Consider the following 13,772-nt stretch of genomic DNA (forward strand, 5'->3'; position numbering starts at 1 on the left):
CTCAGTAGAGCCCGCCGCCGGATCTTTGGTGAGAGGACGGCAGCGGGGTATAGCTTCGGGGTTAGTTACCGGGTTGCTTCGTACAGTGGTACGTCGTTGATCGCGCCTTTGATCTTTGTGCGGACCGCGTTATAGGCCTCTTCCAGTACTTTTTCTGGTCGTACCAGCTCGAACCACATTTGCAGGCGGCTATCGACAATTCGATAGCGAAAGCGCGCGGGGACGCAGAAGGCGTCACCGCCGAGGAAAGGTTTCACGCCGATGAAAAACTGTTCGGGAATGTTGAGCTGTCCGGTCTCGCCGGCACGGCCGTCGATTTCTTCGTTGTAGGTCAACTGGACCTGGCCGTTGTCCAGTCGAGTGCCTTGGCGGAATGAAATGTTCTTCTTCGCTTCCAGTGTTCTGCTGATCTCCAGCATGTCGGCGGCGCTTGGCGCTGTTGGTGTGTCGTCCGGTACGACGATGTCTTTCACATTCTCTTCAACAAACTCGGCGAATGTGGCCTGGTCCATGCGCTTGCGATCGCCGGCTTTCCAGCGGCCCCACTCGACAGTGATGGGGCAGCAATAGGTTGCGGTGTGATCGCTCCAGGCTGGCAAATCGGGTTGGTGGTAGTCGATCACCGCCGAGAATGTGCGGCCTTCGGGCCCGTTGCAGAAGACCGCAGTTGCCGCAGTAGCAAATCGGTTGACGTAGGCAATGAAGCTGTCGGCATCAAGCACGGTGATTTTCTGGCGGACACGCGTTGGTGCGTGTTGCAGATGTTCCAGAGACTTAATGTCAACGCCGTCGGGAATCAGGGCGAATGGTGCGGCCAGATCGTCATGGTCAATCGGTTTGCCCAGGGCTTGGGCTAGGGTCACGAGATGTTGAATTGCTTGCTGCATTGGATGTGCTCCATTTTGGTGAGAGGCTTTACTGCGAAACGTTGCGAAGGCTTGCAGGGCCTTCCTCTTCAATCACAGGGCGAAGCTGCAAGTCTTGCTGCCGTGGGTCGCGGCGGGTGAGGTTGCCCTCGGGGGTCAGGAAGAACAGGGAAGTACCGCGGGACAGAACCGGTTCCTTCACTTTGACGTCAGCCTTGATGTTCATCTGGCCGCGCCCGTCGGGCTTGTAGTTCAGTTCGATCACCAGCTTGCCGGCTTTGCCGGACAGGCGAATGGCATCGATCAGGCTGTACTGGGCCTCGCTCAATTCATCGAGTAGGCCGCCGGCCTCGATGTCTCGTAGCGTGTCGATGAAGGGGCGTGCTTTGCTCATGTGCTGTGCCTCATTGAATGCGAGTTGTTTGCCCCTGGTCGGCAGGGGTCACCGGTGAGTCAGGCTGCTTCCTTGGTTGCTTGGGCGTCGAGGAAGTCGGCCAGGTCGTGCAGGTACACCACGCGTTGTGCGCGTGCGGACCCATGCAGGCGCTTTACCACCAGCGCGATGCGCCCGGCCTTGATTTCCGTCAGCAGATAGCGGTCGGTCCGGATGTGCGGGAAATACTGTTCGCGTACCGCCGACAGCGTCGGGCAGGGTGTGGCGAACTGGCGGCGCAATAGGTCAAGTGTGTTGCTCACGCGGCTTCCTCCCCGTGCCCCTCCGATCGGGGCACCAACTTCAGGCGGATCATTTCGGCGAGGCCTTCTTTGCTTTTGCCCATGGCAGCAGCGCAGATCCGGCCGTTTCCGTCAGCGACTACGGCGCCGAATGGGTATTCCGGTGAGTTGGTTGGGGTGACGTAGGCCACTTGCCCTTCAAGAATCACGCCGTTGACGCAGCGAAAGACTTCGGCCAGTTCCAGAGTGCGGCAGGGAATGTTGCCCAGCAGGTCAATGGCTTCGCTGGCGGCGCCGATGAGCGTGGCTCGACTGACCACACCCGGGCTGTCCAGATAAATCGGGATCAACCGTAGGGCGCCGAGGGCCTGGGTATATGCGTTGAAGTAGTTTGTTTTCATGCTGCAGCATCCTTGTTCTGTGCCTTGATGCCGATGCCGAGCTGTTTTGCCAGCCACTCGACGCCGCGCTCAGTCACCATCACTACTGCGTAGTGGCTGTAGCCTTTGATGTTGTCGTTCCAGCGGCTGCGTGGATCTGAGAACAGGTGGCCACGATCGCGGTGCTGACTGGCGAGCTCGCCGCTTTGGGTCAAAACACGGAGCTCGCGAAGGTGGCTGCGAAATTTGCGGGGTTTGAGACCGAGTACTGCGGCGGTTTCGTCCAGGGTGCGGTTCATGGCGCTGTCCTCAGGCTGCGTCGTCGACGCGTGCGGTCAAGGCGGTGAAGAACTCGTCCATCTGACCAATGAGGTCGTCAAGGGCGCCGTCGTTGTGCAGCACGAGGTCGTTGTCCTGAATGGCAATGCCTGATTCGCTGGCGTGTGGATTTACCTTCGTAGCGTCCGGGCGAAGGACGTGGATCACGATGCCGCCGCGCTTGCGAACAAAGTCAGCTTCGTTCTCGAATCTCAGGTCGCTGATCACGAAACCGGTAGCGGTGTCGTTGGTCTGCCCTAGGAATTCGAGGTTCTGTTCGGCTAGCAGTAACCAAAGCTCTGAATGCACCAGGTTGCGGCCCCACTCAGTGCCCAATGACTGCATCAGTTCGCGAGGGGAGCGTCCGAGCCAGCCAATGGGCTGTTCTTTGCGGTCGTCGTCGAAGTCGCAGGGGCTCAGGTTGAAGATGTTCATCAGGCCCTCGCGCAACGGATCCGCAAAGGCGTAAGACTGAAAGCCGTGAACGCTCACGAGGTGGCTGGCCGCAGTGGTTTTGCCTGTGCGAGCAAGGCCGGCAAGGCCGATTAAGAGTTGCCTCATGCTGCGTCACCTCCCCATGGAGAGGTTTCAGTGGTGCCGATGAGCTGGGCACTGCGGGGCTTGGCGCGCGTGTTAGTGATGACCAGTAGGCCGGTGTTCTGCTGAATGGCAATAACGGCTGCGAGGCTGGTAGCGGCTGCTGGGTGCAAGTAGACCGGGCAGCGGGTGTTGCTGTGCTGTGTGGTTTGCATGGCTCGTACTCTTTGGTGAGAGGGGTACGAGAGCAAGACTACAATTTAATTTGTATTTAGGTCAACAGGCAAAATTGTATTTGGTTTTTGGGTGAAAAAAAACCCGCTATAAGCGGGCTTTGATTTGTTCGTTTTCAGCGTAGAACGGAGTACCAAAACACTCGGCCGATGATGACTATCGACTCCGAGTGAATTCTTTCCGGCGTGTACTCCTCGTCGGGGTACTCGTCTCTGTTGAAGCTTCGCATCCTGATTCCGCCGAGCGGCAAGCGATAGAGCATCTTTATGCGGAGCTCGTCATTGTGGCTGAGCGCGTAAATGTCCCCGTCCTTAAATTCCTTTTTCCCCTGGTCAACGCCGACGGTGCTGCCGTTTGGAAGTACGGGCTCCATGCTGTTGCCTGAGACGGTGACGCAGACTGCGTTGTCAGGTTCGACGCCTTGTCTGCGTAGAGTTAGCTTGCCAAATCTCAGCTTGGACCTTACCTGGTGGTGCGTTACAGCTCTGCCACTTCCCGCCGAAAGCTGCACTTCTTTGAGCAATGGAACCTCGATTTCATCGTCATCTAGTGGTGTCTCGTCATCCCATACTTCAATCGGGCCGAGCATGACCGCCTCAGGGGTGGTTGATGTTCTTCGTTCGCCGGTCAAGGCGGCAACTTCATCAATTGAGATGCCGAGTACCTGGGCGATCTGGATAGAGAAGCGGGTGTTTTTGGTGTCTCCCGCCTCGAATGCAGCGTAGGTCTGTTGGCTGAACGTTTCTTCGGGCCCCAAGAGAGCTCTCACTTTTTCGGCGAGTGCGACCTGGCTGAGCTTGAGTTTTTTTCGGCGAGCTTTAAACAACGCTGCTACGGCCGACGGATTTTTGGAGGCTTTAGTCATCCCTGAATAATACAAATGTTTTTGTATCCTATCCAACACGCTAATTTGTTGCATAAATACAAATTTAGCTGTAATTTCTGTTTGTACTTTCTGCGCGAGATCCACCATGAACCACTCTAATGAGATGCGCTTGGCGCTCCTTGAAGCTGTCGAGGCTGCCAAAGGTCAGGTTGCCTTTGCGCAGGCCATGTCGAGCCCGGGACGTGTGGTTTCGCAGCAGATCGTTTCATATTGGCTGAAGCGGGGATATTTGCCCGCAGAGCTTGTGGTGCGGGCCGAGTTGATGACCGGAGTTTCTCGGTTCCGACTTCGTCCGGACGTTTTCTGTGTACCGCAAGACCTTCAGAAGTAGAAAGTTGCTTAATTAGGGTGCCGAGCTGGGGCCTCTCACCAAAGATCCCCCAGCTCAGCTACGACGACACACAGCACATGCATATCGGTCGTGGTTGTAGGATAGGTTCAGACCTGAACTATGGCTACACCGTAAACAGGGGATTTACGGTTATGAGTCGCACAGATCTTTTGCCGGACGCTGGTCCGGTCCTTCCTTTGCGCCAGGCGATCTATCGCGCTGGTCGTGACTACAAGGGCGGAATCACTGCCCTTGCCTTTGACATGGTGTTGGAGAACGACACCCTCCAGAAGAAACTCAAGCTTGATGAAGAGCGCCGGTGGCTGAATCCTGATGAGCTGGAAGAGCTGATCAGGCTGACTGGCGATGCCCGTCTGCTCGACGCGCTGATGCGCCCGGCGGGGGCGGTCTGGTATCGCCCTGTGCCGGTACCGGCGACACGTGATGCCTTGAAAGCGGTTGGCAAGTTGCTCGGCGAGACCGGTGAGTTCGTTGCCGCGATGCACGATGGCGCTGCCGACAACGTCTGGGAGCTTCGCGAAGTCCTTGACCTTGAAAAGCAGGGCATGGACGTGATTCGGGAAGTCCTCGGCATCATGGCCGGTGCACGTCAGGCGATGGAGGACCGCAACGATGGCTGACGATATCGATCGCGCCAATGATCAGGCGCAATACCTGCTCGACGTTGCCATCCATCGCAATCGTCGTGTGCCTACGAGCCGCGTCAGCGCGCAGTTCTGCGAAGACTGCGAAGAACCTATCCCGTTGCTTCGACAGCAGACGATTGAAGGTTGCGAAACCTGCGTCCACTGTCAGGGGTTGCGGGAGGCGCGGCGATGAGCGACGACAAAATCCCTCTACAGCTTTCCGATCTGCCGCATCTTCTTCAATACATATCGCCGGACTCACGAGATACGTGGGTCGAGGTTGGTATGGGCTTGAAGGCTGAGTTTGGCCAGGACGGTTACGGCCCTTGGAATATCTGGAGCCAGAGCAGTAAAAGCTACGACGGTAAGGCGGCCTTGTCCGTCTGGAAGTCATTCAAAAAGGGCGGTACCGGCATGGGTACTGTGATCAAGCAGGCACACGATGCTGGCTGGCGTCCTGAAAAAACTGAAATGACCGCCGAGGAAAAGAAGCGGTTCGCGGCGGAGGCGGAGGCGCGGCGCAAACAGCGTCAGGCTGAAGTCGAGGCTGATGAGGCGTTACTCGAGCAGATGCGTTCACTGGTCGCGGAAAGCTGTCAGCGGATCTGGAACGAGCACTGCCGGCCAGAGGGGCAGAGCGCTTATCTGGAACGAAAACAAGTCGGTGCCTTCGGTATCGGCTTTTTCAATACCACCGTGATTCTGTCCATCGATGACCACAACAAGCGCTGCCAGGTGTGGTCCGGCAGCAACGCCATGCAGTTCTTCAACAACCTGCCTAAGCCACGTCCGGCATCACTGAGCTTCCTGATGTTTAAGCCCGGCAGCATTGCGATTCCGCTGCGGGATCTGGCGGGCAAGCTTTGGAGCCTTCAATCGATCAATGGGCAGGGTACCAAGCTGTTTCCGAAATACGGCCGCAAGTCGGGCTGCTTTCATGTGCTGGGCGTTGTTGATTCGCCGGTTGTCGTTGCGGCTGCCGAGGGCTACGCGACTGCTGCCAGTGTGCACATGGCAAGTGGGTGGCCGGTAGCGATGGCCGTTGACTCGGGCAACCTGGTCAATGTCGTCAGGTCCATTCGTTCTCTTCATCCGGAGGCGGCAATTGTTGTTGCGGGTGACGATGATCCGGACGCACCTGGCAATCCCGGACGAACTAAAGCAGAAGCTGCTGCCGTTGAGGTTGGTGGCTTCGCTGCGTTTCCTTATTTTGGGGAGGCTGCCTGATGGCCAAGGATTGGAATGATTTGCACATCGAGCAAGGTCTTGATGTTGTTCGTGCCCAGCTCGACGCGGCGGCACTGTCTGCTGCATCTGCCCAACTGAACGATCTTCCCCATGCCCCATCTTTGGAAGAGCCCGCCGAAAACGGCGCTGCTGCTCCAGAGGGGGGCGGGGGGAATCCGTGGACGGCTGAACGGATCTTCACCCGGTTTGCTTTGGTTGAGGGTAAGACAGCGATCTTCGACACCTTCAAGCGAGTGATCATCAAGAAATCGGCTTTCGAAATGCTTGTGACCAAACCGCTGGCCAAAGACTGGTTGGAGTTGCCGGTGAAGAAGGTCATCGCCGATGACATGGCTGAGCGCCTGGCCAACAAGGCGAAGGCCGAGGCCAAGTTCAAACAGGTCAGCGGCAACGGGATGGCGCCTGTTGAGCGTTACGTTTACATCGATGGCACCAAGGACTCGTGGGATATCCAAAAGCGCCGGCGGATTCCCGAGGGCGCGCTGAAAATGTCCCTGGGTGATGCGTACGGGATGTGGTTGAACAGTCCGGATCGTCGCACGGTGGACATGGAACACATCGTGTTCGATCCGTGCATGACGAAAGACCCCGAGGTGTACATCAACACTTTCGAGGGTTTGCCTTTGGTGCCCGATAGCGATCTGGAGAAATGTCGCGCGCTGAAGTCGCTTATTCCGTTCTTGTGCAACGGCGACAAGGCTGCGACTGACTGGTTGACGAAGTGGCTGGCATACCCGCTGCAAAACGTCGGTGCCAAGATGGATACCGCCGTGCTGTTGCATTCGACAATGGAAGGCAGCGGCAAAAGCTTGCTGTTCAGCGACATCATGGGTCAGATCTACGGTGACTGCGGCGCAACTGTCGGCCAGGCACAGCTTGAGTCGAACTGGACTGTGTGGCAGTCGAACAAGCTTTACGGCGTGTTCGAAGAGGTCGTCAGCCGGGACCAGCGATACAACCAGGTTGGCAAGATCAAGCACATGGTCACCGGCAAAACGGTCCGCATGGAGTCGAAGTTTGTGAACGGTTGGGAGGAGGCCAACCACATGAACGCTGTGTTCCTTTCGAACGAGATCATGCCTTGGCCTATTGGTGAGAACGACCGGCGCATGTTGGTGGTGTGGCCCAAGGGCACGCTACCTGCCAATGCTCAGAAGAAGGTCGCGCACGAACTGGCGAATGGCGGAGTAGAGGCACTTTACGACTACCTGCTCAGCTATCCGCTGGGCGACTTCGATGAGCGTACACGTCCGCCCAATACTGATGCCCGCCAGCGGCTGGTGGAACTGAGCATGGCCAGCTGGCAGACCTTCCTCCGTGAGTGGCGTCATGGCTTGCTCGGTGCGCCTTTCGATATCTGCGTGAGTAGTGATTTGTACGCGCTCTTCCTGGAATGGTGCCACCGGAACAAAGAGCACTCGTTGAGTCACACGAAATTCAGCGGGTTCATTTCGACTGAGGTGGACAAGGTGCAGCGCGTGCCTTGGATGGAGGGGGCGCGGCGGGCGTTCGGCACCTTCTTCTTTCCTTGGTCTGGCATTGACCCGGCGCCTTCCCCCGCCCCATCCATGACCGCTGGCGCGCTCGGAACGGCTGTGGCCAAGTGGAGAGATCAGGCTCGTTCTGGCGGCTGGAGTGTGGATAGCTGGGATCACGTGAAGTTTGCTGACAAGGGGAGTGCGGCGGCATGACGACCAATCGTGTGTCAGGTGTGTTTCCTCTGTTTCAGGCTGGCCACGGCAACCTGACACAGCTACAGGCCGCGCTGTTACTGGCTTTGGATCGGTCCGTGTCAGGTGTGTCAGGTTTAACGCGTGCGCAGGCATACGCACCTCATCAACAGTCCAACTCAAAACAACATTCTTTTTGTTTTTTAATGCGTGAAGAACTACCCAACACACCTAACACACCTGACACAGTTGTTTTAAGGCATTGTTTTATAAGGTTTTTAGGTGTGTCAGGTTTGTGTCGGGTTGTTGGTTTTTTGTGTCGGGTTCGGTTTGTTCGGGGGAGCTGGTGATGATCGAAGAAATTGAAGTGCTGTTGAGCCACTGGGGAGAGCAGTGCCGTAAGAACGGTGAGAGCGGCGGCATGGGCAGTCCGATGGCAACGATCATGGAATGGGGTGGTTGTGCGCCACGCTGTACACCCGGGTCACGGATCATTCTCGGTGCTGGTGCAGGGCCTGATAGCGTTGCCCAAGAGATCACAGCGGCCCTGGCAGAGATCGCACGGCAGGATGATCGGGGAGTGATGTTGCAGCGGCTGGCTGCGTTGCGATATGGCGATGATCCGGCGCCGACATGGTTGATGCAGATGCACCTGGTAGGGATGGCATCCAGCGCCAAGCAGACCTACTACGACCAGGTGCACTGCCTGCATCAGAGACTGTTGCAGGTGCTCACTGATCGAGCTGGGGCACGCAAGTGGCTTGCCACTGGTCGGGGCGGAATGCCTCAAAGTCTTCTCAAAGCTGCGTCAAAGTTGCGTCAAGTCGGATAACCGAAAATGCCCCCTTTTCGGTTCCGTACTGAGGGGGTAAAAAGTCTCCACGATATGGAATTTGCGCCTTGGCGCTGACCTCGCACGTGCTGTGCAGCTTCACCCGGCCTCCCTGAGCCGGTCACCACACCCCGCTTCGGCGGGGTTTTTATTTTCGGCCCGCTGGGTTTCTGCGTTCGCAGATCACTTTATTCATGGAGTAGCGATGGACCCTACTGACCTCGGCCCCGGCACGGCCACATGGCTGGGCGGTAGTGCCACCGTAATTTTTGGCGGGCTGCTCTGGCTTCGCCGCTTCCTGTCGAAGGACGCCGCGGACCGGGCAATGGACAACGCCGACATCGGTACTGTCCGGCGATTGAACGAATTGCTCGACTCCGAACGCACCGCCCGAAAAGAGGCAGAGGCTCGTGCTGATCAGTTCGCTAAAGAGCGTAACGATCTCGCTGCCTCAGTTGGCCGGATGGAAGGACGCATTGATGCGCTGACCAGCCAAGTCTCCCAACTCACGGACAAGGTCACGTCGCAAAGCCAAGAGATTGCCCGTCTGCGGCAGCAACTTGGGGGTGCCAACTGATGGACAGATGCGCAATGGAATTTATCGCTCGCCGCTGGTGGCGCCGGACTGAAGTCTGGGCCATCGCAGTCATTCTGGTCGGTGGTGGTGCGGTGCTGGGTTACCAGGCCTGTTCGTGGGCGCTCGCTGAAAAGCAGGCCAAGCAGGTCGAGGAGATCCGCCGCGCCTATGACGCCGCGATGGCTGAGCGGGATATGCGGCTGGATGAGCTGACCCGCAAGACCGGCTCTGCTGCTGACAAGGCGTCGAAGGCTGCGACCACTGCAACTCAAGCTGCTGACAAAGCGATTGAGGCAGTGGATCGGGTTAGCCAATGAGCAGGCCTGGTGCTAAGCCGTCGGCGAATGAGCCTCGGGTTTATGACAGTCGATGGGAGAAGGCGCGAGCCGCCTACTTGCTGAAGCACCCGCTGTGTGTGATGTGCCAGCAGCAGGGGTTGATTGCTGCCTCTCGGGTGGTAGACCACAAGATCCGGCACGGGCTGAAGGACGCAATCAAATCAGGCAACAAGGCTGCCATTGCTCGGGCTCAGAAGTTGTTCTGGGATCAAGGCAACTGGCAGGCGCTCTGCAAGGTGCATCACGACTCGACCAAGCAGCGCGTTGAGAAGCGCGGGCATGAGATCGGATGCAGCGAGCAGGGGATACCGCTGGACCCTGGCCACCACTGGACTCAGGGCTGACTCCCATGCGGTGCGCTGTGCCCCCCTGACCTCTATGCACCGAGATGGTGCGGCACGTCAACGCCCCTAGGGGGGGGTGGGCAAAAAGTCTGCACCTTTTTTCTCGCTGACCCCTCGCCATGGTCTTTACACAAAAGCGGGAAAAATGGGGGGGTACCCCTTCGGTTCGTTAGGTGTTCGTGTGTGAAATTCGAGGTTTGAAATGGCCGGAAACGAGAACTCCGGGCGACCAGCCCTGCCGGCCGTCGTCCATTTGATCAATGGCAATCGCAGCAAGAAGAACCGCGGCGACCTGCTGCGTGAGCAAAGCCAGCCGGTCATGCCGGTTGAAGCGCCGCCGATGCCTGACTGGCTCGACGAAGATGCGCGGCGCGAGTGGGAGCGGGTGGTGCCTGACCTGGTGACGCTCGGGCTCATCTCCAAGATGGACATGCAGGTCATGGCTCAGTACTGCGAAGCCGTGTCGGACTACCGACGCTGGACTCTGAAAATTCAGGAGCTCAACGAAAGCCTGTCCAGCTCAACCAAGGGTGACGTGCAGACCTACCGCACCGGCGCCCAAGACCTTTCGATCTGGCGAAAGCTGCGAAACGACGCGGAGCGCCGCGCCAATGACGCCGGCGGTAAGTTCGGATTCTCGCCCATGGCCCGCCGATCACTGAAGCCCGCGGCGCCTCAGGGAGAGCTTTTCCCCAATGACCAAAAACGAATCGTCGACACATACTTCTGATCGCACCGCCGCCTTCGCAAATGATGTGCTGGCCGGCCGCATCATCGCCGGTCCCGACGTACGCAACGCCTGCCAGCGGCACCTCAACGACCTGAGGCTCGGGCCATCACGTGGGTTGCGTTGGGATCTGGCCGCTGCGCAGCGTGCCATCGGCTATTACGAAAACGTGCTGTGCCTCAACGGTGGTGAATATGAGGGGCTGCCATTCATCTTGAACCCCTGGCAGGCCTTCGTTATCGGCTCGCTGTACGGCTGGAAAGCGGCCGATGGATACCGCCGGTTCCGAACTGCCTACGTCGAAACCGGCAAGGGGTCGGGAAAATCGCCGCTGGCGGCCGGTATCGGCTTGTTGGGCATGACCTCCGATGGCGAAGCCCGTGCCGAGGTCTATGCCGCTGCGACGAAAAAAGACCAGGCCATGATCCTGTTCCGCGACGCGGTGGCAATGGTCGATCAGTCGCAGTTGCTGGCTGACCGAATCGAGCAGTCGGGGCGCGGTGAGAAAGTCTGGAACCTTGCACACCCGGCATCAGGCAGCTTCTTTCGCCCCATTAGTGCTGACGATGGCCAATCGGGGCCGCGACCTCACATCGCTTTACTCGACGAGATCCACGAACACAAAACGCGGACCGTCGTGGACATGATGCGGGCCGGCACCAAAAGCCGGCGCCAAGCCATGATCGTGATGATCACCAACAGCGGTCACGACCGTACGACGATCTGTTACGAGTACCACGAATACGGCATCGCGCTTTGCAAGGGTGATAAGCAGGACGACAGTTTCTTTGCCTTCATCTGCTCACTTGATCCGGGTGATGACCCGATCAAGGACGAAGGCTGCTGGTACAAGTCGAACCCTAGCCTGGCCTTCGGCAAGCCCGGTGATGCAAACGGCGGGGTGCCGGGGCTCAAGTACTTGCGCGAGCAGGTCACTGAAGCTCGCGGCATGCCCTCGAAAGAGTCGAGCGTGCGCCGACTCAACTTCTGTGAATGGGTGGATGCAGCGAACCCTTGGTTGGCCGCAAACATCTGGATGGCCTGCGAAGATGATTACGATCTCGAGCAGATTCCCGAGGGAGAGCCTTGTTATGGCGGCCTCGACCTGTCCGGTTCGCGAGATCTCACGGCCCTGGTGCTGTATTTCCCACGGTTGAAATTGGCAGTCGCTGAACTGTGGACGCCCAAAGACAGCATGCTCGACAGGGCTCGCGTCGATCGTGTGCCCTACGACGCTTGGGTGCGTGGCGGTTTCCTGCATGCGCCACCAGGTATGGCTGTCGACTATGCGGCAGTCGCTGCACGCGTGGGCGAGCTGGCGGTGCGATACAGCATCCAAGGCATCGCGTTCGACCCGTACCGCATCAAGTACTTCACGCCTGAACTTGAAGCTCAAGGTATCGACGTACCGTTGCTGCCGCATGGTCAGGGTTACACCGTCTCGAAAGAAACCGGGCTGTGGATGCCTCGCTCTATTGAGCTGACAGAAACACTGCTCACCGAAAAGAGCATCAAGATTAAGACCAACCCTGTGCTGCGTTGGAACGCAGCCAGCGCGGTGCTGGATGCGGACCAGAAAGACAATCGAATATTTGCCAAGCGTAGAAGCACCGGTCGAATCGATGGCGTTGTTGCGCTGGCGATGAGCATTGGTGCGGCAGATTCTCAGCCTGTTGTTTCTGGCGACCGCGATGGCTTCTACAACAATCCGATCATGGTGGGAATCTAATGGCGCGGGAAACGAAAACCGGGCGAGTTCGTGCCGCCCTCCAGCAATGGCTGGGCGTGCCGATCGGCTTGAACAACACCGCGTTCTGGCAAGAATGGATCGGTACATCCAGCAGCGGAAAGTCGGTAACCGTCGACAGTTCGCTGCGTCTGTCTACCGTCTGGGCCTGTGTCCGACTACTGTCTGAATCGGTATCGACCTTACCGTTGAAGCTGTACCGACGCATGCCGGACGGGTCACGAGAAGTGGCCACAGACCATCCGTTGTACCGGGTGCTCTGTCGCTCACCCAACATCGAGATGACCCCGCAGCGGTTCATGTTGATGGTCGTGGCCAGCATCTGTTTGCGTGGCAATGCCTTCATTGAAAAGAAAATGATCGGCACCCGCATTACGGCGTTGATTCCGCTGCTGCCTCAGTGCATGAAGGTCGAGCGCCTGGCCAATGGGCGACTGGAATACAGCTACACCGAAAACGGTACTAGGCGGGTGATCCCCGAAAAGACGTTGGTGCACATCCGTGGCTTCGGTCTTGATGGCGTGTGCGGCATGCTGCCGATCACCACGGGGCGCGACATCATCGGCGCCGCCATGTCGGCGGAAGAAGCCGCGGCGAAGGTCTTTGCCAACGGCTTGCAAGCCTCCGGCTTCCTGACGGTCGAGGGTGGCAGCGCTCAAGGCGCTGGCACGCTCACTGACAAGCAGCGTGAGTTGTTGCGGGCCAGCTTGGCCGCGTTCAGCAGCTCGACCAACGCTGGCAAAACCATGGTGCTGGAGGCGGGCCTGAAGTATCAGGGCATCACGATGAATCCTGAAGCGGCCCAGATGCTGGAGACGCGATCCTTCAACGTCGAGGAAATTTGCCGTTGGTTCCAGGTGCCCCCTTTCATGGTCGGTCACATGGACAAGCAGAGCAGTTGGGCGGCGAGCACCGAATCGCAAAACCTGCATTTCCTCACCAACTGCCTGCGCCCGCTGCTGGTCAACATCGAGCAGGAAATCACCCGTTGCCTGATCGGTGATCAGGACTCCGACGAGTTCTTCGCCGAGTTCTCGGTTGAGGGGCTTCTTCGTGCAGATAGCGCTGGCCGTTCTGCGTACTACAACGGAGCGCTGACAAATGGCTGGATGAACCGCAACGAAGTCCGGCGCAAAGAAAACCTGCCGCCGATCCCGGGTGGCGAGGTCTACACCGTGCAAGGCGCCATGGTTTCGCTGGAATGGTTGGGTCAAAACGGCGGGCTATCGGCGAAGGCCGCGAAGTTCATGCAGGACCTGATGGTGGCCAATGACGCGGGCGACAAGGCCTCGATTCAATTGGCTTACAGCGAAGCGGCCAAGGCTCTCCAGGCTGGTGACCCTGACGGCACCGTCATGGCCCACGCGCTGATCTCTATCGACCGGCTGAAAAAAGCCGCCTGACACTCTCGGAGT

The 13,772-nt window shown here is 58.2% G+C and carries 18 protein-coding genes and 1 pseudogene; 12 read left to right on the forward strand and 7 right to left on the reverse strand.

The window, feature by feature from the left end:
• Positions 1 to 65: 65 nt before the first annotated feature.
• From ACA068_RS10780 to ACA068_RS10810, 7 genes are all read right to left on the reverse strand, one after another.
• Positions 66 to 887, reverse strand: coding sequence for a YfdQ family protein (locus ACA068_RS10780; RefSeq protein ID WP_497309667.1), 822 nt, complete (start codon positions 885 to 887; stop codon positions 66 to 68).
• Positions 888 to 915: 28 nt separating this feature from the next.
• Positions 916 to 1,260 (reverse strand): YfdP family phage-associated protein, encoded by a 345-nt coding sequence (locus ACA068_RS10785; RefSeq protein WP_497309669.1) that lies wholly within the window; start codon positions 1,258 to 1,260, stop codon positions 916 to 918.
• A 59-nt stretch (positions 1,261 to 1,319) separates the two neighbouring features.
• Positions 1,320 to 1,562, reverse strand: coding sequence for a pyocin activator PrtN family protein (locus tag ACA068_RS10790; RefSeq protein ID WP_497309671.1), 243 nt, complete (start codon positions 1,560 to 1,562; stop codon positions 1,320 to 1,322).
• On the reverse strand, positions 1,559 to 1,942 hold the full coding sequence (locus ACA068_RS10795) for a hypothetical protein (protein WP_497309673.1): 384 nt from the start codon (positions 1,940 to 1,942) through the stop codon (positions 1,559 to 1,561). The genes ACA068_RS10790 and ACA068_RS10795 overlap by 4 nt, the downstream gene beginning before the upstream one ends.
• Positions 1,939 to 2,220 carry a phage antirepressor KilAC domain-containing protein gene (locus tag ACA068_RS10800; protein WP_497309675.1) on the reverse strand — a complete coding sequence of 94 codons (282 nt, stop codon included), beginning with the start codon at positions 2,218 to 2,220 and terminating at the stop codon, positions 1,939 to 1,941. The genes ACA068_RS10795 and ACA068_RS10800 overlap by 4 nt, the downstream gene beginning before the upstream one ends.
• Before the next feature lie 10 nt (positions 2,221 to 2,230).
• A complete protein-coding gene (locus ACA068_RS10805; RefSeq protein ID WP_497309677.1) occupies positions 2,231 to 2,800 on the reverse strand; it encodes a deoxynucleotide monophosphate kinase family protein in 570 nt (189 codons plus the stop codon).
• Between the two features lie 325 nt (positions 2,801 to 3,125).
• Positions 3,126 to 3,875 (reverse strand): S24 family peptidase, encoded by a 750-nt coding sequence (locus tag ACA068_RS10810; protein ID WP_497310570.1) that lies wholly within the window; start codon positions 3,873 to 3,875, stop codon positions 3,126 to 3,128.
• A 106-nt stretch (positions 3,876 to 3,981) separates the two neighbouring features.
• Here ACA068_RS10810 and ACA068_RS10815 point away from each other — a divergent pair, with 106 nt between their 5' ends.
• The 12 genes and pseudogenes from ACA068_RS10815 (at position 3,982) to ACA068_RS10870 (ending at position 13,760) form a co-directional block, all read left to right on the forward strand.
• The gene (locus ACA068_RS10815; RefSeq protein WP_497309678.1) at positions 3,982 to 4,227 is read left to right on the forward strand and encodes a YdaS family helix-turn-helix protein; all 246 of its coding nucleotides are present in this window, start codon (positions 3,982 to 3,984) and stop codon (positions 4,225 to 4,227) included.
• Between the two features lie 152 nt (positions 4,228 to 4,379).
• Positions 4,380 to 4,868, forward strand: a complete 489-nt coding sequence (locus tag ACA068_RS10820) for a phage regulatory CII family protein (RefSeq protein ID WP_497309680.1) — start codon at positions 4,380 to 4,382, stop codon at positions 4,866 to 4,868.
• The gene (locus ACA068_RS10825) at positions 4,861 to 5,067 is read left to right on the forward strand and encodes a TraR/DksA C4-type zinc finger protein (RefSeq protein WP_497309682.1); all 207 of its coding nucleotides are present in this window, start codon (positions 4,861 to 4,863) and stop codon (positions 5,065 to 5,067) included. Before ACA068_RS10820 ends, ACA068_RS10825 begins: the two co-directional genes overlap by 8 nt.
• On the forward strand, positions 5,064 to 6,101 hold the full coding sequence (locus ACA068_RS10830) for a PriCT-2 domain-containing protein (protein ID WP_497309684.1): 1,038 nt from the start codon (positions 5,064 to 5,066) through the stop codon (positions 6,099 to 6,101). The genes ACA068_RS10825 and ACA068_RS10830 overlap by 4 nt, the downstream gene beginning before the upstream one ends.
• A gap of 65 nt (positions 6,102 to 6,166) precedes the next feature.
• Positions 6,167 to 7,813: pseudogene (locus ACA068_RS10835) on the forward strand (DUF5906 domain-containing protein); the annotation flags it as partial.
• Positions 7,814 to 8,141: 328 nt separating this feature from the next.
• On the forward strand, positions 8,142 to 8,624 hold the full coding sequence (locus tag ACA068_RS10840; protein ID WP_497309686.1) for a hypothetical protein: 483 nt from the start codon (positions 8,142 to 8,144) through the stop codon (positions 8,622 to 8,624).
• 205 nt (positions 8,625 to 8,829) lie between these two features.
• Positions 8,830 to 9,201: a chemotaxis protein gene (locus tag ACA068_RS10845; RefSeq protein ID WP_497309688.1), complete on the forward strand. Its 372-nt coding sequence runs from the start codon at positions 8,830 to 8,832 to the stop codon at positions 9,199 to 9,201.
• Positions 9,201 to 9,518, forward strand: coding sequence for a hypothetical protein (locus ACA068_RS10850; RefSeq protein WP_497309690.1), 318 nt, complete (start codon positions 9,201 to 9,203; stop codon positions 9,516 to 9,518). The genes ACA068_RS10845 and ACA068_RS10850 overlap by 1 nt, the downstream gene beginning before the upstream one ends.
• A gap of 77 nt (positions 9,519 to 9,595) precedes the next feature.
• Entirely contained in the window at positions 9,596 to 9,883 is a 288-nt protein-coding gene (locus ACA068_RS10855; protein ID WP_497309691.1) for an HNH endonuclease, read from the forward strand.
• Between the two features lie 202 nt (positions 9,884 to 10,085).
• Positions 10,086 to 10,613 (forward strand): phage terminase small subunit P27 family, encoded by a 528-nt coding sequence (locus tag ACA068_RS10860; protein WP_458725659.1) that lies wholly within the window; start codon positions 10,086 to 10,088, stop codon positions 10,611 to 10,613.
• Entirely contained in the window at positions 10,579 to 12,339 is a 1,761-nt protein-coding gene (locus tag ACA068_RS10865) for a terminase large subunit (protein ID WP_497309693.1), read from the forward strand. Before ACA068_RS10860 ends, ACA068_RS10865 begins: the two co-directional genes overlap by 35 nt.
• The gene (locus ACA068_RS10870) at positions 12,339 to 13,760 is read left to right on the forward strand and encodes a phage portal protein (protein ID WP_497309694.1); all 1,422 of its coding nucleotides are present in this window, start codon (positions 12,339 to 12,341) and stop codon (positions 13,758 to 13,760) included. Before ACA068_RS10865 ends, ACA068_RS10870 begins: the two co-directional genes overlap by 1 nt.
• The last annotated feature ends 12 nt before the right edge of the window (positions 13,761 to 13,772 follow it).

It is taken from the genome of Pseudomonas sp. LBUM1660 (assembly GCF_059695935.1).